Below are 19,923 nucleotides of genomic sequence, written 5' to 3'. Positions count from 1 at the left end.
AGGAGCGCGAAACAGGTGTCTGCCTTTTTCTCGCTCCTCACTCCTCTTCCCTCACTCCTCGCTCGTTACTGGCAGGCCTCGCAATACTCCGGGTTCTCCAGCGAACAAAACACGGCGGCCGTGGCCTGGACCTGGTCGGGCGCCGCCGTTACCGTGGTCTTGGCGATCTTCGTGGCCGGCCGCGAGCGCAGGTAATACGTGGTCTTGATGCCGGCCTTCCATGCGTACATGTACATCGAGCTGAGCTGGCCGATGTTCGGATTTTCCATGAACAGGTTCAGCGACTGGCTCTGGTCGATCCAGGCGCCGCGGGCGGCGGCCAGTTCGATCAGCGATTTCTGCGGCAGTTCCCACACGGTGCGATAGATGGCACGCAGGCGTTCGGGAATCGCGGTGATTGCCTGGATCGAACCGTCGGCCAGCTTGATCGCGTCGCGCACTTCGGATGTCCATAACCCAAGCGCCTTCAGCTCGTCAGCCAGATAGCGGTTCACCTGCAGGAAATCGCCGGACAGCGTCTCGCGTTTGAACAGGTTGCTGACCTGCGGCTCGATGCATTCGTAGCAGCCGGCGATCGAGGCGATGGTGGCGGTGGGCGCGATCGCAATGAGCAGCGAGTTGCGCAAGCCATGCAGCTTGATCTTTTCGCGCAGCGCGTCCCAGCGCGCATGGTCATGCGGCGTGGCCTTCGGCCAATGGTCGAACTGCAGATCGCCCTGCGCCGCGCGGCTTTCGGGAAAGCCGGGATGCGCGCCTTCGCCCTCGGCCAGTTCGCACGATTGCGTAAGCGCGTTGAAGTAGATTTCCTCGGCGATGCGGGTGGACAGCGCCAGCGCCTCGGCCGAATCGAACGGCAGGCGCAGCTTGAAGAACACGTCCTGCAGGCCCATCACGCCCAGGCCTACCGGGCGCCACTTCATGTTGGCCGTGCGCGCGCTGTCGATCGGATAGAAGTTGAGATCGATCACGCGGTTGAGCTGGCGCACCGCGGTGCGCACGGTTGCGGCGAGCTGGTCGAAGTCGAAGGCGTGGCTTCCATCGGCGTTGCCGACAACGTGGCGAGCCAAATTCACCGAACCGAGATTGCATACGGCCGTTTCATCGGCCGAGCTCACCTCGAGAATTTCGGTGCACAGGTTGGACAGGTGGATCACGTTGTCATGTTTGGACGTCTGATTGCTGGTGGCGTTGCAGCGGTCCTTGAACGTCATCCAGCCGTTGCCGGTCTGCGCGAGCGTGCGCATCATGCGTGCGTACAGTTCGCGTGCCTTGATGGTTTTCACGGCGAGGCCGTCGACCTCGGCCTTGCGATAGGCAGCGTCGAATACTTCCCCCCAGCTGTCCACGAAGTGCGGCACCACCTTCGGATCGAACAGCGACCACTCACCGTCGCTTTCGACCCGGCGCATGAATTCGTCGGGAATCCAGTTGGCGATGTTGAGGTTGTGCGCACGACGCGCATCGTCGCCGGTGTTGTCGCGCAGTTCGAGGAAGTCCTCGATGTCGGCGTGCCACGATTCCAGGTACACGCAGGCCGCGCCCTTGCGCTTGCCGCCCTGGTTCACCGCGGCGACCGAGGCGTCCAGCGTCTTAAGCCATGGCAGCAGGCCGTTGGAGTGGCCGTTGGTGCCGCGGATCAGCGAGCCCCGCGAACGCACCCGCGAATACGCCAGGCCGATGCCGCCTGCGAACTTGCTGAGCTTGGCCACGTCGGCGTACTTGTCGTAGATCGACTCCAGCGAATCCACCGGCGAGTCGAGCAGATAGCACGAGCTCAATTGCTCGTGCGCGGTGCCGGCGTTGAACAGGGTGGGCGAGCTGGCGATGTATTCCAGCGACGACAGCAGGCGGTAAAGCTCCAGCGTCTCGCCGATCTCGTTGCCGCCCAGCGCGCAGGCGATGCGCATGAAGAAGTGTTGCGGCGTCTCGATCACCAGCCGCTGCTGCGGATGGCGCAGCAGGTAGCGGTCGTACACGGTGCGCAGGCCGAAGTATTCGAAGCGGCGGGTAGCCAGCGGATCGATCGCGTCGTTGAGTTTGCGCGCGTTGGCGGCCACGAAATCGCGCAGGCGGTTGTTGAGGATGCCCAGTTCGGCGCCACGCACGATCGACTGCGAGAAACTCTGGATTTCCTGGCCGCTGACTTCCTTGTCGATGTAGGCACCGAGCAGGCGCGCGGCGAGCTGGCCGTATTCGGGCTCCTCCGCGGTCAACGCCGCGGCGGTGCGGATCGACAACTGGTCCAGTTCCTGGGTGGTGGCGCCGTCGTACAGGCCGCCGATGGTCTTCAGCGCCACCCGCAGCGGATCGACGCCGTGCAGGCCGGCGCTGCTGCGGGTCACCGCACGCACGATCTTGTTGACGTCGACGGCCTCCCGGCCGCCGTTGCGCTTGGTCACGTGCATCTGCGCCGGGTTGTGCGGCGCGGTGAGGGTGAAGGCGGGATCGGCCGAGGGCATCTCGCCGGTGGCTGGCGATTCGACGCGCGCGGCAATGCGCTCGCGCTCAACGGTATCGAGGGGTTGCATGGCAGGTGGCTCCGGAACAGGAACATCAAACGCCTGCTTCCCACGAGCAGGGCCTGATAGCGCGGATTCCGGGAGCGACGCGCAAGCCGGACACCATGCGGCGACCTGCTTCACGACGCACTTCCCCGCGGAAGCCGTCACTACGCACCGGGACACGTTCGTCCCGATGTGTCGGCAGGTCTTCGGACTTGCGGACATGGATCTTGCGATCCGCCTACTTGCCCTCGCTTCCCGGCTGCTGTGAACCAGTGCGTGTGAGGACGTTCGTTTCCGCTCTACCGCTGCGGGGCAGTTCCGGAGTCACACCGGATTCCCTTTTAAGTCCGACCGATGTCGCATCTGGTCGGGCACCGACGCACACAACATATCGGGTGAGTCGAGCAGGGTCAACCCAACAACTTGTGCATAAGTCGGGATTTTCTCTCACGCTCGCCAAGCCGGGCCAGGCTTGCGACGGAATTACAACGCGTCGTGATCCAGCTCGCCGGTGCGGATGCGGATGACCTGTTCCAGCGTGCTGACGAATATCTTGCCGTCACCAATCTTGCCGGTGCGGGCGGAGTTCTGGATCGCTTCCAGTACACGGTCGAGCTGTTCGTCGGCCACGGCCACCTCAAGCTTGATCTTGGGCAGGAAGTCCACCACGTATTCGGCACCCCGATACAGTTCGGTGTGGCCCTTCTGGCGGCCGAAGCCCTTCACCTCGGTCACCGTGATGCCCTGCAAACCCACTTCCGCCAGTGCCTCGCGGACGTCGTCCAGCTTGAACGGCTTGATGATCGCCACGACCAGCTTCATGGGTTGGTTCCTGTGCCAGGGGCGTTGCATACGCCGGGAGACCATTTTGCCTGCCCACCGGGCCGTTGTCGCGTGGCGGTGAGGGGTGTAGGACAATCCTTACAACTATTGATGGAGCGTACCGATGGCGACGCCGATTTGCATTCACCTAATATTCAATCCGACGAGTTCGAGGCGCTATCCATGATGGATAGGCAGGATATCGACCAGATTGCCCTGCGACTTGTGTCGTTGGTACCGCCAGGGTTGGCACAGGCGCATCAGGATTTGCGAACCAACTTCCAGGATGTTCTGGCGCAAGGATTGCGCCGCCTCGACCTGGTCACTCGCGAAGAATTCGAAGTCCAGTCCCAGGTGCTGGCGCGTACCCGCGCCAAGGTCGACGAATTGGAGCGACGCGTGGCCGAAATGGAGGCCACCGTAGCTGCCCGCGCGGGTTCGTAATACCGCCTCCCGGGAGCCGCCTCCGATCCGTCACCCTCACCCCGAGAACGATCGGAGGCGGTTATTTATTCAGCGCTGCTGCTGGAGCCGTTCCATGCCCATGCCTGTCAGCGCCACATCCGACCTGTTCCGCCGACCCACGGTCGCATGAGTCTTGCCGTTACCCTGAGCCGTGCGCAGGAAGGGATTGCCGCACCGCAAGTCATGGTTGAGGTGCACCTCTCCGGTGGCCTGCCCAGCACCAACATCGTGGGTCTGCCCGAGGCCGCCGTGCGCGAGGCGCGTGATCGCGTTCGCGTGGCAATCCAGAATACCGCCTTCGAGTATCCCGGTCGCCGCGTCACGGTAAACCTGGCCCCGGCCGAGTTGCCGAAGGACGGTGGCCGTTTCGACCTGCCGATCGCGTTGGGCATTCTTGCCGCCAGCGGGCAGGTGCCGCGCGACAAGCTGGATGACTGCGAATTCCTCGGCGAACTGGCCCTGAGCGGAGATCTGCGTGGCGTTTCCGGCGTGTTGCCGGCGCTTTTGCGCGCGCGCGCGCGCGGGCGGCGGGTGGTGGTTCCACGCGAGAACGCCGCAGAGGCGGCGTTGGTGGCTGACGTCGATGTGCGCGTGGCCGATACGCTGGCCGAGGTCTGTGGCTGGTTGCGCGGCGCGCATGACCTGTCGATGCCGGTGGGCATCCCCAGCGATGGGGGTGCCGAAGATGGTCCCGACCTTGCCGACGTACGCGGACAGCTGCAGGCGCGCCGCGCGCTGGAGATCACGGCGGTGGGTGGTCACCACCTGTTGTTGATCGGGCCGCCTGGCACCGGCAAGACCATGCTGGCCGAACGCCTGCCCGGCATCCTGCCGCCGCTGACCGAATCCGAAGCGCTGGAAACCTGTGCGGTGTTGTCGGTGGCCGGACAAGCCACGGATTTCGCGCGCTGGCGCCGCCGACCGTTTCGCGCGCCCCATCACACGGCTTCGGCGGTTGCGCTGGTCGGCGGCGGCTCGTATCCGCGACCGGGCGAAGTTTCGCTGGCGCACAACGGCGTGCTCTTCCTCGACGAGTTTCCCGAATTCAGTCGCCACGTGCTGGAAGTGCTGCGCGAACCGATGGAATCGGGTCACATCATGATTTCGCGCGCGGCGCGGCAATCGACGTTTCCGGCGCAGTTCCAGTTGGTGGCGGCGATGAATCCGTGCCCCTGCGGCTATGCCGGCAGTCCGCGCTGCCAGTGCACGCCGGATCAGATCCAGCGCTACCGCGCGCGCATTTCCGGCCCGTTGCTGGATCGCATCGACCTGTGCGTCGAAGTGCCGCCGGTGCCGTTGGCCGATCTGGGTGCGCCGCGCGGCGACCGCGACGAGGACTCCGCCACCGTGCGTGCGCGGGTACTCAATGCGCGGCGGCAGTCGCTGATGCGCGCCGGTCGGCCGAACGCGGAAATCAGCACGCGCGAGCTGGAGCGTGACTGTGCGCTGGGCGCGCCCGAGCGGCGCTGGTTCGAAGCAGCGCTGGAGCGGCTGGGTCTGTCCGCGCGCGCCTATCACCGGGTGCTGCGGGTGGCCCGCACGATTGCCGACCTCGATGGCGGCGCGGCCCTGCTGGAACGTGAGCACCTGGCCGAAGCACTGCAATACCGCCGCTTCTGAGCCATCCGCTGATCCACGCTGCTGGACGGGCCAAGCCGCGCATGCTTCGATAGCGCGCGGATATTCCCGAGGATTGCGATGACTATCGAGCTCAGCCTGATGCTCGCCAGCATGCTGGTGATCGGCTTTCTGGCACAGTGGCTGGCGTGGCGGGTGAAACTGCCGGCGATCGTGTTCCTGTTGCTGGCCGGCATTGTTCTGGGGCCGGTGAGTGGCGTGCTTGATCCGGACAAGCTGCTGGGCGACCTGCTGTTTCCCGCAGTGTCGCTGGCGGTGGCGCTGATCCTGTTCGAAGGCAGCCTGACCCTGCGCTTCCACGAGCTGCCGGGCATCGGCAAGGCGGTGCGCGGCCTGATCAGCTATGGCGCGGTGGCCACGGTCTTGCTGCTGGCCGGGGCGGCGCATCTGGTGGCCGGCCTGGCCTGGCCCATTGCGCTGCTGTTCGGTGCGCTGGCCTGCGTCACCGGACCGACGGTGATAGCGCCGATGCTGCGCACGCTGCGTCCGAACGCGCGCATTGCCAATACGCTGCGCTGGGAAGGCATCGTGATCGATCCGCTGGGTGCACTGTTCGCCGTGCTGATCTATGAGGCCATCGTGTCGCGTCAGGAGGGCCACACGATCGGGATCTTCATTGCCACGATTGGCTGTGGCGTGGGCATCGGCGCGTTGTCGGCCTGGATGATGGCGTACTTCCTGCGCCGCCAGATGATTCCCGAGTACCTGCAGAATTACGCGGTGCTGGCGTCGGTGCTGCTGGCCTTCAGTGTTTCCAACACGCTGACCCACGAATCCGGTTTGCTGGCGGTGACCATCATGGGCATCGCGCTGGGCAACATCCGTGGCGTGCACATCGACGACATTCTCGATTTCAAGGAAAGCCTGACCACGCTGCTGGTGTCGATGCTGTTCATCCTGCTGGCCGCGCGCCTGCGCTGGCCCCTGCCGGACGGCATGCTGGGCGCGGGCATTGCATTGTTTCTGATCGCCCAATTGCTGGTGCGGCCGGTAACCGTGGCGTTCGCCACGTTCGGCAGCGGATTGAACTGGCGCGAGCGCGCGCTGATCGGCTGGGTGGCGCCGCGCGGCATCGTGGCGGCCTCGGTTTCGGCGCTGTTCGCGTTGCGTCTGAGTGCGCTGGGGGTGCCCGGAGCCGATGCGCTGGTGCCGCTGGTATTCACGCTGATCATTGGCACCGTGGTTTTTCAGAGCGCCACCGCGCGGCCGTTGGCGCTATGGCTGAAGGTGGCCGAGCCGGAACCGCGTGGCGTGTTGATCTTCGGCTCCGATGCCGTGGCGCGGGCGATCGGCAAGGCGCTGGATGAAGCGGACTTCCACGTGGTGCTTGCCGACGATGACTGGGACGGCATCCGGTTGGCGCGGATGGAAGGGCGGAAGACCTTCTTCGGCAACCCGTCTTCGCCGCATGCCGAGCGGCACCTGGACCTCACCGGCATCGGCCGTCTGCTGGCGGTGTCGACCCATCGTGAGCGCAACTCGCTTGCCTGCGTGCACTACCGGCAGGAATTCGGGCGCGAGAAGGTGTATCGCCTGCGCAACCTCACGCCGCAGGAAAATACCGATCGCGCGGCGCTCGCCGGCAACCTGCTGGCGCCCCCGCTGTTCGACGAGACCATGACCCACGGACGCTTCGCCGAGATGCTGGAACACGGCTGGCGCATCAAGCAGACCAAGCTCAGCGCGACCTTTGATTGGCCGCACTTCATCGAGCAGTACGGCTCGAATACGGTGCTGATGTTCGGCGTCGAGGAGAAGGGGACGCTGCGGGTGGCTTCGGCCAAGCGCGAACTGGAGCCCAAGGCAGGCTGGACGGTGATTGCGCTGGTGCCGCCGGCGAGCAGCACGCCCGAGTGAGACGGCCCGCTTGATTGCCGCTGGTCCTGTCTGCTCTTCCGGTTATATTTCGGGTATCAGTCCGGACATCTTGCCGAGTACCGGCGGAAGGCGGCGGTAGCCGATCATCCATCCAACTCCTGCGTCGAATAGCGGATATCTTCTCCATGAGCGGTACGACCCTGTCCCCCGTCGCTACTTCCGAAGCCGGCGGCAGCATCGTCTGCGTGGGCCTGGGCATGACGTTGGGATCGCATCTCTCACCGTTGGCGCGCAGTCACATCGAGCAGTCCGAGGTTGTCTTCGCGGCGCTTTCCGATGCGATCGTGGAACTGTGGCTGGAGCAGATGCATCCAGACGTGCGCAGCCTGCAACCCTATTACGGGAAAGGCGACAAATCGCGGGCCGTCACGTATCGCGAATGGGTCGAGGTGATGATGATCGAGGTGCGCGCGGGCAAGAAGGTCTGTGCGGTGTTCTACGGCCACCCCGGCATCTTCGCCTGGTCGCCGCACGAAGTGATCAAGCTGGCCCGAGAGGAAGGTTTCCGGGCACACATGGAGCCGGGAATTTCCGCCGAGGACTGCCTGTATGCCGATCTGGGCATCGATCCGGGTCGCCGCGGCTGCCAGCACTATGAGGCCAGCCAGTTGCTGTTCTGTCAGACGCGCATCAACCCCTGTGCCTACCTGGTGCTCTGGCAAGTCGGCCTGGTCGGCGACCGCTCCATGAAGCGTTTTTCCACCGGTCCGGAATATCGCCAGGTGCTGGTGGACGTACTGACCGGTGACTACCCGCCGGACCACGAGTTGATCATTTATCGCGCGGCGACCTTGCCGATCGAGCAGCCACGCATTCGCCATGTGCTTTTGCGTGACCTTCCGGCGATCGACGTGAGCGCCGAGGAAACCGTGGTGTTGCCGCCAGCCTCGCCCTTGCGCCCCAACCGTGAGATCCGCGAGCGATTGGCGCTGCTGGATCAAGCCGTGGAGTCGCCATCGTGACGGATGGCAGGCCAGCTGGGCCTTGGCAATCGGTGCTAGGCTGCGCGATGACGCGGGGGCGTCGTGTCCGCGTGGGATTGTTGGTTGGGTGCCTGCCGTCATCGACATGATTTGCCAGAAGGCATTGACCTTCACCGGCGCAGCGCTTTTCATCCACGCGGAACAAACAGGAGGCATCATGTCCAATACGATCGAACTACTGGAAGCCATCGGGCGGGATGCATCCTTGCGTCATGCGCCCCGGGAAAGCCTTGCGAAGGCATTGGGCAGCATGGATGCCAGCAGCAGTCTCACGATGGCCGCTGCATCCGGCGACAGGAGCCATCTTGCCGGAGAGCTTGGCGACAAGATCAATCTGGCCGTGCAGGTCAATCACAACCCGGGCCAGGGCGGTTGTGATCCGTGTGAGGACGACAGGGAAGATGCGCCGCGTCGAGAAGATGACGGGGCGGATGATCATGATGGTTTGGAGCGTCAACTTTAGTCGGGAGCCACTCGATGGCATGCGGCAGGCTGGTTTGCATCACGGCGGTCGCCCTCATGGTGGCGGCGTTGTCCTGCGTGGGCTCGAGGGCAGCCGGTGCGGTGGCTGGCGAGCCTTCCGCTGGCGTGTTGTTGAGCCAGGCGGAAAGGGCATGGCCGAACGATGCGATCCGGTTTCATGCTCTCGTGGCGGAATTGCATGGGCAGGAGAAGCAGCTGACGGCCTTGCAACGATGGCACCTTCGATTTCTGGATACGCGGCAGCTCACGTTTGACGGCGACTTCCGCAAAGCCGACCCGATCCTTCTCGACATCCTCGAACACTCCGGCGATCAGGCCCTTTCGGTGCGCGCAAAGGCGGCACTGATTCGGGCGAAATTCCTCAGTCGTGATTATGTGGAGGCCTATGCGCTGGCCAATGCCCTGATGGTCGAACTGCCCCAAGTCACCGATCCAACAGCGCGCATGGAGGGCATGAACCAGATCATCATGATGTTGAATCGGACGGCCGTGGGGCAATACGACCTTGCGCTGCAGTACGCCCGGCAGATGAAATCGTCGCTGCCATCGGACAAGGCGCAGTGCTATGCCGGTGCCCTGGAGACGCAGTCCTTGCTGTATGCCGGCAAGCTCACCTCGGAAGATCCCCGGTTTCAACGTGCCATCGACGCCTGCCTCGCTGCGGGGGTGCCCGAGGAAGCCACACCGCTGCGTCTGGACCTGGCCAGCAGCCTGATTGCCGAAGGTCACGCCCATCGCGCGATCGCCTTGCTGCGTCGCTTGGCGCCCGATGTTCGCAATAGCGGCTATACGCCGTATCTGGCCTCATTGCCGGTTACCCTGGCCCAGGCATACCTTGGCCTCGGTGACGCCGCCAGGGCACGCAAGTTCGCACTCGACAGTGTTGCCATCACCGGTCCGGAAAGCGCGCTGTGGACACTCGGGGCGGCCTATGACGTCTTGTACCAGGCGGAAAAGTTGGACGGTGACACCGCCGCTGCATTGACTTACTACGAGAAGTACGTGGCGCAGGACAAGGCCGCGATGGACGACGCCAAGGCCAGCGCGCTGGCCTACCAGATAGTCAGGCAGCAGGTGCAGGCGAAGAAGTTGAAGCTGGATGCATTGAGCAAACGGAACAGCATCCTGCAGTTGCGCCAGGCCTTGGCGAGCCAGGCTCAAAGGACCAGTCGGCTTTACATCGCGCTGTTGCTGGTCGTGCTTGCTTTCATCGTCCTCGGCATGTTCTGGCTCCGGCGCTCCCAGTTGCGCTTCCGCCGCATGGCACGTCATGACGGCTTGACCGGGACATTCAATCGGGAACATTTCTTCGAGGAAGCAGCCGGCATGCTGCGACGACTGCAGCGGACGAAAGCCGGTGTCTGTCTTGTATTGATGGATCTGGATCACTTCAAGCAGGTCAACGACACCCATGGACATGCGGCCGGTGACGAGGTCTTGCAGCATGCCGTGGCTGCCTGCCAGCGGGAGTTGCGTGCCTCGGACGTATTCGGCCGTCTGGGTGGCGAGGAGTTCGGCATCCTGATGCCGGCCTGTTCACGCGAGCAGGGAATCGAAATTGCCACGCGCATCCGCCGCACGCTGGCGGCGACACCGATGGTGCTGGATTCGCAAACCACCATCCATGTATCGGCCAGCTTCGGCCTTGCCTGCAGCCCATGTTCCGAACGTACCCTGCATCAATTGCTGCGGGAAGCGGATCTGGCGCTCTATCGCGCGAAGGATTCCGGCCGAAATCGGCTGGATGCCGGTGCCGATGCGCAGGTCGTCAGTCCGGCGGACACACAGGTTGCCGTCAACGCCTGACGCCACGGATCGGACGTGCACGCAGACCGGGTTCTCGGGTGTCGCCTGCACCGGGCGTACGTGCTGATCCTCGTTCTGAAGTGCAGCACGCACGCCTTACGTGAGCGGCCAGTGGCGGTGGTGCCGGCTTACGCGGCTGACGCCTGCTTGAACTGCGATTCCTCGGTCGAGCCGGTCAATGCCGTGGTGGACGACTGGCCCTGCTGGATCGCCTGGGTCACCGCATCGAAGTAACCGGTACCCACTTCGCGCTGGTGCTTCACCGCGGTGAAGCCACGGTCGGCGGCGGCGAATTCCTTTTCCTGCAGTTCGACAAAGGCCGTCATCTGGCGGCGGGCGTAGCCATGCGCCAGATCGAACATGCCGTAGTTGAGGCTGTGGAAGCCGGCCAGGGTGATGAACTGGAACTTGTAGCCCATCGCGCCCAGTTCCTTCTGGAAATTGGCGATGGTGGCGTCGTCGAGGTTCTTCTTCCAGTTGAAGCTGGGCGAGCAGTTGTAGGCCAGCATCTTGCCGGGGAACTTCGCGTGGATCGCCGCGGCGAAGCGGCGTGCGTCATCGAGGTTGGGCTTGCTGGTCTCGCACCAGATCAGGTCGGCGTACGGTGCATAGGCGAGGCCGCGGCTGATCGCCTGGTCCAGGCCGGGCTTGACCCGATAGAAGCCTTCGACGGTGCGCTCGCCGGTGATGAAGGCCTTGTCGTTGTCGTCGATGTCCGAGGTCAGCAGGTCGGCGGCATCGGCGTCGGTGCGGGCCACCAGCAGGGTCGGCACGCCGGCGACGTCGGCGGCCAGGCGCGCGGCGTTCAACTTGTCGACCGCCTCGCGCGTCGGCACCAGCACCTTGCCGCCCATGTGGCCGCACTTCTTCACCGAAGCCAGCTGGTCTTCGAAGTGCACGCCGGCGGCACCGGCCTCGATCATCGCCTTCATCAGCTCGAAGGCATTCAGCACGCCGCCGAAGCCGGCTTCGGCATCGGCCACGATCGGCACCAGCCAGTCGCAGTCATCCTTGCCTTCGGCGTGATGCAGCTGGTCGGCACGCAGCAGGGTGTTGTTGATCCGCTTGACCACCAGCGGCACCGAATTGGCCGGGTACAGCGACTGGTCCGGATACATCTCGCCGGCCACGTTGGCGTCGGCGGCGACCTGCCAGCCGCTCAGGTAGATCGCCTGCAGGCCTGCCTTGACCTGCTGCATCGCCTGGTTGCCGGTGAGTGCGCCCAGCGCGTTGACGAAGTCTTCCTTGTGCAGCGATTTCCACAAGCGCTCGGCGCCGCGACGGGCCAGCGAATGCTCCACATGCACGGTGCCGCGCAGACGCACCACGTCCTCGGCGGAATAGTTGCGCTGCACCCCGGTCCAGCGCGGGTTGTTGTTCCAGTCCAGGGTGATCTGTTCGGCGGTAGGCAGGGCGGTGGTCTTCATGGCATGGCTCCGTGGGACATTCGTGGCGGGCGGATCAGGAGTGATCAGGCGAGCTGGTCGTAGGCGGGCAGGGTGAGGAAATCGCCGAGTACCGCGGCGTGGGTCATCGTCGAAAGCAGGGCGGCGGCCGCGTCGGCGCGGGCAGCGCCGGGATGCTGGCTGTCACGCAGGCGATGGGTGTGGCTGGCCAGGGCCTGGTCGAACAGTGCGAAGTCGATCGGCGCATGGTCGGAAAATTCCAGGGCACCCCCGGCTGGCGCCCCGCCGGCCGGAACATCGGCGTGATGCAGCCACTGCCACAACTGGGCGCGGGCGATCTCGGCGGTGGCGGCGTCTTCCATCAGGTGATGGATCGGCACGCAGCCCAGGCCATCGAGCCAGGCGGCGGTGTAGCGCAGGCAGACCTCGACGTTGTTGTCGAAACCGGCGCGGGTGATGGTTCCGTTCGGTGCGGCGAGCAACTGCTCGCGGCTGACCTGCACGTCTTTGCGCAGCACGCCAAGCTGGTTTGCCGCCGGCATGTGTTCGTCGAAGATCTGCTGCGCCACCGGCACCAGCGCCGGGTGCGCGACCCAGGTGCCGTCGTGGCCGGCCTGCACTTCGCGCAGCTTGTCGGCGCGCACCTTGGCCAGTGCTGCTTCGTTGGCCGCCTCGTCGCCCTTGATCGGGATCTGCGCGGCCATGCCGCCCATCGCGAACGCGCCGCGGCGGTGGCAGGTCTGGATCAGCAGCTCGGAATAGGCCTTCAGGAACGGCGCGGTCATCTGCACCTGGCCGCGTTCGGGCAGCAGGCGATCGCGATGGCCGCGCAGGGTTTTCAGATAGGAAAAGATGTAGTCCCAGCGACCGCAATTGAGGCCGACCGCCCGGCGGCGCAGCGCATGCAGGATCTCGTGCATCTGGAATGCCGCCGGCAGCGTCTCGATCAGCACGGTGGCCTTCATCGTGCCGACCGGCAGTTGCAACTCGTCCTCTGCCGCGGCCATCACCGCGTCCCACAGCGCGGCTTCCTCCATCGCTTCGAGCTTGGGCAGGTAGAAGTACGGGCCGCGGTCGCGGCTGTGCAGGGTGCGGGCGTTGTGCAGCACGAACAGGCCGAAGTCGACCAGCGCGCCGGCCATCGGCTCGCCGTCCACGCTGAAGAACTTGTCGTGCAGGTGCCAGCCACGCGGGCGCACCACCAGCACGGCCGGGTTGTCGTTGACGCGATAGCTTTTGCCCTCGGGCGAGCGGAACTCGATGCTGCCGTTCACCGCGTCGCGCAGGTTGACCTGGCCGTCGAGCTGGTTGGCGAAGGTCGGCGCCGACGAATCCTCGAAGTCGGCCATGAACACCCTGGCGCCGGAATTCAGCGCGTTGATGATCATCTTGCGTTCGACCGGGCCGGTGATCTCGACCCGGCGATCCCGCAACGCGGCCGGAATCGCGGCCACGCTCCAGTCCGATTCGCGGATCGCCAGCGTGTCGGCGCGGAAGTCCGGCAGGCCGCCGGCGTCGTAACCCGCCTGGCGCTCGCGCCGGGCCTGCAGCAGGCGCTGCCGGGTGGCGTCGAACCGACGATGCAGCCGGGCCAGGAAGCCCCGTGCCGCGGGGGTCAGGATGCCTTCGTAACCGGCGTGGTCGGCGTGGATCTCGACGGTGCCGATATCGAGTTGTTCCTGCGGTACTGCCATGGGCTCGCTCCGTGTCGTGGATGACTCGAAGCTAGGGCAGAGATCATGTATTTGACAAAGTGAATGTTTCAATCATTACTATGAGCAATGGCAATATGTGCTTCAACTAATTGAAAACAATCCATGAAAAAGCCCGCCGATACGCTGAACAAGGCAAAAAAAACACGCCGCGGCGCAGCAAAAAAGCGCGGCGACGGTGATCCATCCGCTGAAAGTGGCGGTCGTTTCTACTACAAGGGCAACCGTCACAAGCAACTGCGTGCCTTCGTCAGCGTGGTGAAGCTGGGCACGCTGACCCGCGCCGCCGAGGCGCTGTACGTATCGCAGCCCACGATCAGCCTGCAATTGCAGGCACTGGAACGGGAGCTCGGGGTAAGCCTGGTCGAGCGCCGCCGTCGGCGCATCAATCTCACCGATGCGGGCGAGGCGCTGTACGAGCTGGCGCGGCCGCTGGTCGAGGGCTGGGACACGCTGGATCGCGACTTCCAGGCCAAGGTGAAGGGCTTGCAGGCCGGGAGGCTGACCATCGCCGCGGGTACCTCGACCATTCAATACCTGCTGCCCGAACTGGTACGGCGCTATCGCGAGCGCTTTCCGGCGGTGCAACTGCAACTGGCCAACGTCACCGGCAAGGACGGCATGGCAATGCTGCGCGCCGACGATGCCGACTTCGCGGTCGGCTCGATGCTCGACGTGCCCAACGACATCGCCTGGGCGCCGGTGCACCACTACGACCCGATGCTGATCATGCCGCCGAATCATCCGCTGGCCGCGAAGGACAAGATCACGCTGGAGGATATTTCGCCGTACGGCCTGATTCTTCCGCCGCAACGCCTGTCCACCTACCGCCTGGTCGACCTGGTATTCCAACAGCGTCAGGTGCCATATCACGTGGCCATCGAGGTGGGCGGCTGGGACGTGATCAAGGAATATGTCGCGATGGGCATGGGCATCTCGATCGTCACCGGCATCTGCATCACCGAAGCCGATCACGGTCGTCTGGCCGTGCGCAACATGAAGCAGTACTTCCCCCAACGCAGCTATGGCGTGGTGATGCGCAAGGGCAAGTTCCTCAGCGCCGAGGCACGTGCGTTCATCGACCTGATTCGACCGGGTCTGCTGACCCATCGCGAACACGACGATCCCGGGCACTCGCAGCGCTGAGGCCACCCCGACTGCCTGGATGACCTGCGGCTTCGGCGTCGGGTTTTTCCTCTCTTCGGAATCGCGTCACACGTCGCGGTGCTTGCCCCGGAACGGCGCGTAGAACGCGCGCAGGCGCAGCAGGTCCGCTTCCATGTCGTCGCTGGTATGGAACAGCGGACCCACGCCGATGGTCTTGTCCGGATAGTTGAACCAGGCGGTGACGATCGGCACGCCGGCGTCATGGGCGATGCGCCAGAAACCGCTCTTCCAGCGAGTCACCGGTTTGCGCGTGCCTTCCGGCGCAATACCAAGCCACAGTGCATCGTGTTGCTGCAGCTGCTCGATCATCTGCTCGACCACGCCCTTGGCGGCACCGCGGTCGATCGGCATGCCGCCGAGTCGATGCAGCACCTTGCCAAGCGGGCCGCGGAACAGTTCCTGCTTGCCCATGAAGTGGATGTCGGCGCCGATGCCGACCTTCAGCAGCAAGCCCCATACGCCGTCCCACCACGATGAGTGCGGCGCGGCGATCAGCACCGCCCGGCGCACGTCGGGAAACTCGCCGACCAGGCTCCAGCCGCACAGCCTCAGCACGCCGCGACACAGTCGGCGGCGCCAGTTGTCGGCCAGATGCGGCATGTTCAGCGGCAACTGCTCGGGGCGGGGAAGTTGTCCCTTCATTCGAGATCCGGCTTGCGCGAACGATTCTGCTTGGTCTGGCCGCGTTGCTGCTTGCCGACCAGTCGGCGTTCCTTCGAGGCGCGAGTGGGTTTGGTGGCGACGCGCTTCTTCGGTGGCACCAGCACGCTGCAGATGATCTCGACGAGCCGCTCGCGCACGTCCTCGCAATTGCGCACCTGGTCGCGAAAGCGGCGCCCCTGGATCACCAGCACGCCTTCGGCGGTGAGCCGCCGGTCGCGGCGTGACAGCAGGCGCTCGCGGATTTCCTCCGGTAGCGACGGCGAGTTGACCACGTCGAAGCGCAGCTCCACTGCGCTTTCGGTGCGGTTCACGTGCTGTCCGCCCGGGCCGTCCGCGCGCAGGAAGCGCTCGACCAGTTCGGATTCGGGCAGGGATATGGCTCGGCTGACGATCAACATGCGGGGAGTGTAGTGGAGCGGGAAGTGAGTGATGGAGCGAGGAGTGAGAAACGAGAGAAAGTCAAAAGCGGGCGCGGGGTTCTTGCACTCACTCCTCAGTCGGCAGGCTCCAGCCGAAACGATCAAGCAACGCGACGTACGCCTGATCCAGTGGCGCCTCGATCCGCATCGGTGTGCCACTCAGCGGGTGGGCGAGATCGATCCGCCAGGCATGAAGCAGCATCCGGTGGCAGCCGAAGTGCTGCTTGTACAGCCGGTTGTGGTCGCCGCGACCGTGCTGGCAGTCGCCGATCACCGGGTGGTGGATATGCGCCAGATGCTTGCGGATCTGGCGAAAGCGGCCGCTTTCCGGCTCGGTCAGAAGCAGCGCATAGCGTTGCTGCGGATAGCGGCCGAGCTCGATCGGCACCTCGATCGTGGCCAGCCGTCGGTAGTGCGTGCGCGCCTCGCGACGCGGGCCGCTTTCACGCGAGCCGGGCAGCGGGTAATCGACCACGCCCTCCGTCGGGTCAGGCCAGCCGCGCACCACGACGAGGTACTGCTTGTGCACCGTGCGGCCCATGAACTGCTCGCCCAGCGCAGCGGCGACTTCCTTGCTGCGCGCGACCAGCAGCACGCCGCTGGTGGCACGATCGAGCCGGTGCGCCAGATACACGTTGTCGCCGATCTGCTCGCGCAGCAGGTCGATCAGGAATTCCTCGGCGTTGCCGACCATCTTCGAACGATGCACGGCGAGGTTCGCGGGCTTGTTCACCGCAATCAGTGCGTCGTCCTGGTAGAGAATCTCGATCATGGTCCGGTTCCGTGTAGGAGCGCACCGAAGTGCGCCATGCTTCTCGGTGAACGTGACGAAAGAGCTCGCGCACAGGGTGCGCTCCTACGATCAGCGGGAGCGAGGCCAGCCGATGGTGAATGCGAGCAACCCGACCATGCCGGCGCACAGTGGTGGCCAGACGCCGTGTTGCGGTGCCAACGTCCACAGCAGCGCAGCACCGATCAACAGCGAAGCGCCGAGCAGGCAGCAGGCGAGCAGCTTGTGCTGGCGTTGCGCGTTGTCGTGCATCAGCTTGAGCGCCGCCGGATCGCTCAGCGCGCGTCGTTCGCCGCGACCGACCTGGCGCAACGCGTCGCGCACCAGTCCGGGAAATTCCGGTGCCTCATGCAGCCATTCCGGCAGCCGCTTGCGCACCTCGCGCAGCGTGCGCAGCGGACTGTAGCGCTCGCGCAGGATGCGTTTGAGCACCGGATGCGCCACCGCCCAGATGTCGATCTGCGGATCGAGCATGCGGCCGACTCCCTCGATGTTGAGCAGGGTCTTCTGCAGCAGGATCAGTTGCGGCTGCAGGGTCAGCTCGAAGCGACGCGCGGTCTGGAACAGCTTGACCACCAGCTCGGCCAGCGAGATCTGCGCCAGCGGCCTGGTGAAGTACGGCTCGCACACCGTGCGCACCGCCGCTTCCAGTTCATCCAGCCGCACGTCGGCCGGCATCCAGCCGGCGTCTACGTGCAGCTTGGCGATGCGCGCGTAGTCACGTTCGAACAGGGCGATGAAGTTCTGCGCCAGCCAGTACTGGTCGGCTTCGGGCAGCGAACCCATGATGCCGAAATCCAGCGCGATGAAGCGCGGCTCGGCGGTGCGCGCGGGGTCGACCCAGATGTTGCCGGGGTGCGCGTCGGCGTGGAAGAAGTTGTCGCGGAATACCTGCTCGTAGAACACCCGCACGCCCTTGACCGCGAGTGCCTTGCGGTCCAGCCCGGCGGCGTCGATCGCGGCGATGTCGTCGCTGCTGATGCCGTGCACGCGCTCCAGCGTCAGCACGCGGGTGGCGGTGAGGTCCCAGTGCACGGTCGGGACATACAAATCCATGCCGCTGGCGAAGTTGCGCTTGAGCAGGCTGGCGCTGGCGCCCTCGCGCTGCAGGTCCAGTTCGTTCTCCAGCATCTTCTCGACTTCGGCGACCACGTCGAGCGGGCGAATCTTGTCCGCGTTAGGGTGCCAGCGCTGGGCCAGTTCGCCCAGCGAGCGCAGCAGCTTCACGTCACGGACGATCCGTGCGTCGATGCCGGGGCGCAGCACCTTGACCACCACCTCGCGGCCGTCATGCAGGGTGGCCGCATGCACCTGGGCGATCGAGGCGGAAGCCAGCGGGCTTTCGTCGAATTGGGCGTATAGAAGGCCAATCGGAAGCTTCAGCTCCTGCTCGACGATCACCCGCGCTTCCGCGCCGGGGAACGGCGCGACCTGGTCCTGCAACAGCGCCAGCTCGTCGGCGATGTCGGCCGGCACCAGGTCGCGCCGGGTCGACAGCACCTGGCCAGCCTTGACGAAGATCGGCCCCAGCTCGGTCAATGCATGACGCAGGCGTGCGCCCCGCGGCAATCCGCCGATATCGACGCGCGGCTTCGCCACCAGCGGCCGCAGCCACTTCAGCGGGCGGTACAGATGCGCCGCGTCGACCAGCTCGTCGAGCCGGTATGCCAGCAAGACCGAGGCGACCCGCAGCAGGCGGGGGACCACCTTCAACGGCGTCACGCGGGGTTGCCTTGCAGGCGCTGCAACAGTCGTTGCACGCGCGACTCCAGTCGGTCGCTGCGCTCGCGCAGCTCGTCGACGCCGTCGAGGAAGCCTTCGACCTCGCCCGGCGCCATCGCCACGCGCACTTCATCGCGCAACCAGTCCGCGCTGTCCTCGGTGAGATGGCTGGTCGTCTCGCGGGCGTGGGCCAGGCCGGTGCGCACGGCCTTCGCCAGCGGCACGCCGAGCACATCGCCGAACGTGCGTGCGAACGCTTCCTCGAAATCGGGGGCGAATTTGCCGGCCAGCTTCTCCAGCCGGCGGGCCAGTTCGGCGTCACCGGCAATGTCCACCTTGCCCGGTGCGATGCCGTCATCGTCGCGGCGGAACATCATTGCCAGCAGGCTGCCCGGCGTGGCGGCGACCTTGAGCTGACTGTCGTCGTGAGGGGGGCCCACTTTCAGGCGGGTGCCCTCGACCGTGACGGCGAGGGCGATCTCCGGACCGCGGAGGTGCAATTGCACGCTGCGCCCGTTCAACGCGGCCAGCTTCTGCTGCGTATCGGGGTCCAGCGACAAGGTGTGGTTCAGCGCGGTTTCCAGCGCACGGCCGGCAAGCTTGCGCAGCGGCTGCGGCAACCAGGAGTTGGGGGAGGCGGCGTTCATCCGCCGATTGTAGCCCGCCGGCCAGGCTCAGACGTCCGCGGCACCGGGAAAGCCGAGCTGCCGCCATGCCTCGTAAACCGCCACGGCGACGGTGTTCGACAGGTTCAGGCTGCGACTGTCCGGGCACATCGGCAGGCGCAGGCGTTGCAGCGGCGGAATCGTCTCCAGCAGGTCCGCCGGCAGGCCGGCGGTTTCACAGCCGAACAGCAAGGCGTCACCATCGGCGAAGCGGGCGTCGACATGGGCCACGCGGCCGCGCGTGGTGAAGGCGAGCACGCGCGGCGTGCCGATGGCATCCAGACAGCTGGCCAGGTTGTCGTGCACCGCGACCCTGGCGTACTCGTGGTAGTCCAGGCCAGCCCGGCGCAAGCGCGCATCGTCGAGCTCGAAGCCCAGCGGACGAATCAGATGCAGCGCGGCGCCGGTGTTCGCGCACAGGCGAATCACGTTGCCGGTGTTCGGCGGTATCTCGGGATTGAACAGGATGACATGGAGCATCGGCCCATTATCACCCGCCAGCGCAGCGGTCAGTGCGTCGCAGGCTCAACCATTCAGCGCCGACACCTTGCCGAGCTGCGGGCACATCACGCCATCCGGTGGCAGTGCGCAGCTGGTCGGCGCCGCCAGCAGGATCGCGCCGATATGGTTGCCGCTCGCCAGTTGCACGGAAGCCGGGGTGGTCGTCAGCATCGCCCCGAAGATCAGTCCGCATACCGCCAGGCAGGCGATGAACAGGCCGCGCAACATCAAGGTTTCGAATTTCATGAGCTTGTCTCCGACGTGGGGGGAAGAGTCCTGCACTGAGCCAAGAGCAATCC

18 protein-coding genes and 1 riboswitch are annotated in these 19,923 nt (G+C 65.2%); of the genes, 7 read left to right on the top strand and 11 right to left on the bottom strand.

Going from position 1 to position 19,923, the window contains the following annotated elements; genetic code table 11:
- Positions 1–65 precede the first annotated feature (65 nt).
- Together ACQGNJ_RS17055 and glnK are read right to left on the bottom strand one after the other, a co-directional pair.
- Positions 66–2,528, bottom strand: coding sequence for a ribonucleoside-diphosphate reductase subunit alpha (locus ACQGNJ_RS17055; RefSeq protein WP_426690438.1), 2,463 nt, complete (start codon positions 2,526–2,528; stop codon positions 66–68).
- 156 nt (positions 2,529–2,684) lie between these two features.
- Positions 2,685–2,898: riboswitch (cobalamin riboswitch) on the bottom strand.
- Between the two features lie 89 nt (positions 2,899–2,987).
- Complete coding sequence (gene glnK, locus ACQGNJ_RS17050) at positions 2,988–3,326, bottom strand: P-II family nitrogen regulator (protein ID WP_426690437.1); 339 nt, start codon at positions 3,324–3,326, stop codon at positions 2,988–2,990.
- Between the two features lie 183 nt (positions 3,327–3,509).
- Here glnK and ACQGNJ_RS17045 point away from each other — a divergent pair, with 183 nt between their 5' ends.
- The 6 genes from ACQGNJ_RS17045 (at position 3,510) to ACQGNJ_RS17020 (ending at position 10,579) form a co-directional block, all read left to right on the top strand.
- Positions 3,510–3,770 (top strand): accessory factor UbiK family protein, encoded by a 261-nt coding sequence (locus ACQGNJ_RS17045; protein WP_426690678.1) that lies wholly within the window; start codon positions 3,510–3,512, stop codon positions 3,768–3,770.
- Positions 3,771–3,917: 147 nt separating this feature from the next.
- Positions 3,918–5,411: a YifB family Mg chelatase-like AAA ATPase gene (locus tag ACQGNJ_RS17040; protein ID WP_426690436.1), complete on the top strand. Its 1,494-nt coding sequence runs from the start codon at positions 3,918–3,920 to the stop codon at positions 5,409–5,411.
- A 78-nt stretch (positions 5,412–5,489) separates the two neighbouring features.
- Entirely contained in the window at positions 5,490–7,286 is a 1,797-nt protein-coding gene (locus ACQGNJ_RS17035; RefSeq protein ID WP_426690435.1) for a cation:proton antiporter, read from the top strand.
- Between the two features lie 146 nt (positions 7,287–7,432).
- Entirely contained in the window at positions 7,433–8,269 is an 837-nt protein-coding gene (locus ACQGNJ_RS17030) for an SAM-dependent methyltransferase (protein ID WP_426690434.1), read from the top strand.
- Positions 8,270–8,357: 88 nt separating this feature from the next.
- Complete coding sequence (locus ACQGNJ_RS17025) at positions 8,358–8,753, top strand: hypothetical protein (RefSeq protein WP_426690433.1); 396 nt, start codon at positions 8,358–8,360, stop codon at positions 8,751–8,753.
- A gap of 224 nt (positions 8,754–8,977) precedes the next feature.
- On the top strand, positions 8,978–10,579 hold the full coding sequence (locus ACQGNJ_RS17020; protein ID WP_426690432.1) for a tetratricopeptide repeat-containing diguanylate cyclase: 1,602 nt from the start codon (positions 8,978–8,980) through the stop codon (positions 10,577–10,579).
- A gap of 128 nt (positions 10,580–10,707) precedes the next feature.
- Here the strand turns inward: ACQGNJ_RS17020 and aceA are convergent, their stop codons facing one another.
- Entirely contained in the window at positions 10,708–12,006 is a 1,299-nt protein-coding gene (aceA, locus tag ACQGNJ_RS17015) for an isocitrate lyase (protein ID WP_426690431.1), read from the bottom strand.
- 44 nt (positions 12,007–12,050) lie between these two features.
- The gene (gene aceB, locus ACQGNJ_RS17010) at positions 12,051–13,679 is read right to left on the bottom strand and encodes a malate synthase A (RefSeq protein ID WP_426690430.1); all 1,629 of its coding nucleotides are present in this window, start codon (positions 13,677–13,679) and stop codon (positions 12,051–12,053) included.
- Between the two features lie 123 nt (positions 13,680–13,802).
- Between aceB and ACQGNJ_RS17005 the strand changes: the two genes are divergently transcribed.
- Positions 13,803–14,843, top strand: a complete 1,041-nt coding sequence (locus ACQGNJ_RS17005) for a LysR family transcriptional regulator (protein WP_426690429.1) — start codon at positions 13,803–13,805, stop codon at positions 14,841–14,843.
- 66 nt (positions 14,844–14,909) lie between these two features.
- Here the strand turns inward: ACQGNJ_RS17005 and ACQGNJ_RS17000 are convergent, their stop codons facing one another.
- The 7 genes from ACQGNJ_RS17000 to ACQGNJ_RS16970 form a co-directional block, all read right to left on the bottom strand.
- Positions 14,910–15,506: a lysophospholipid acyltransferase family protein gene (locus ACQGNJ_RS17000; RefSeq protein WP_426690428.1), complete on the bottom strand. Its 597-nt coding sequence runs from the start codon at positions 15,504–15,506 to the stop codon at positions 14,910–14,912.
- On the bottom strand, positions 15,503–15,925 hold the full coding sequence (arfB, locus tag ACQGNJ_RS16995; protein ID WP_426690427.1) for an alternative ribosome rescue aminoacyl-tRNA hydrolase ArfB: 423 nt from the start codon (positions 15,923–15,925) through the stop codon (positions 15,503–15,505). The genes ACQGNJ_RS17000 and arfB overlap by 4 nt, the downstream gene beginning before the upstream one ends.
- A gap of 88 nt (positions 15,926–16,013) precedes the next feature.
- Positions 16,014–16,718 (bottom strand): pseudouridine synthase, encoded by a 705-nt coding sequence (locus ACQGNJ_RS16990; protein WP_426690426.1) that lies wholly within the window; start codon positions 16,716–16,718, stop codon positions 16,014–16,016.
- Between the two features lie 90 nt (positions 16,719–16,808).
- Positions 16,809–18,458 carry a ubiquinone biosynthesis regulatory protein kinase UbiB gene (gene ubiB / locus ACQGNJ_RS16985; protein ID WP_426690425.1) on the bottom strand — a complete coding sequence of 550 codons (1,650 nt, stop codon included), beginning with the start codon at positions 18,456–18,458 and terminating at the stop codon, positions 16,809–16,811.
- Entirely contained in the window at positions 18,455–19,105 is a 651-nt protein-coding gene (locus ACQGNJ_RS16980; protein ID WP_426690424.1) for a ubiquinone biosynthesis accessory factor UbiJ, read from the bottom strand. Before ACQGNJ_RS16980 ends, ubiB begins: the two co-directional genes overlap by 4 nt.
- Before the next feature lie 27 nt (positions 19,106–19,132).
- The gene (locus ACQGNJ_RS16975) at positions 19,133–19,603 is read right to left on the bottom strand and encodes a tRNA (cytidine(34)-2'-O)-methyltransferase (RefSeq protein WP_426690423.1); all 471 of its coding nucleotides are present in this window, start codon (positions 19,601–19,603) and stop codon (positions 19,133–19,135) included.
- A 45-nt stretch (positions 19,604–19,648) separates the two neighbouring features.
- Positions 19,649–19,870: a hypothetical protein gene (locus tag ACQGNJ_RS16970; RefSeq protein WP_426690422.1), complete on the bottom strand. Its 222-nt coding sequence runs from the start codon at positions 19,868–19,870 to the stop codon at positions 19,649–19,651.
- Positions 19,871–19,923: the final 53 nt, after the last annotated feature.

Source organism: Rhodanobacter ginsengiterrae, assembly GCF_050026815.1.
Lineage (GTDB): Bacteria > Pseudomonadota > Gammaproteobacteria > Xanthomonadales > Rhodanobacteraceae > Rhodanobacter > Rhodanobacter ginsengiterrae.
The sequence above is the reverse complement of the archived record's forward strand: the minus strand, read 5'-3'. Positions and strand labels throughout refer to the sequence as shown.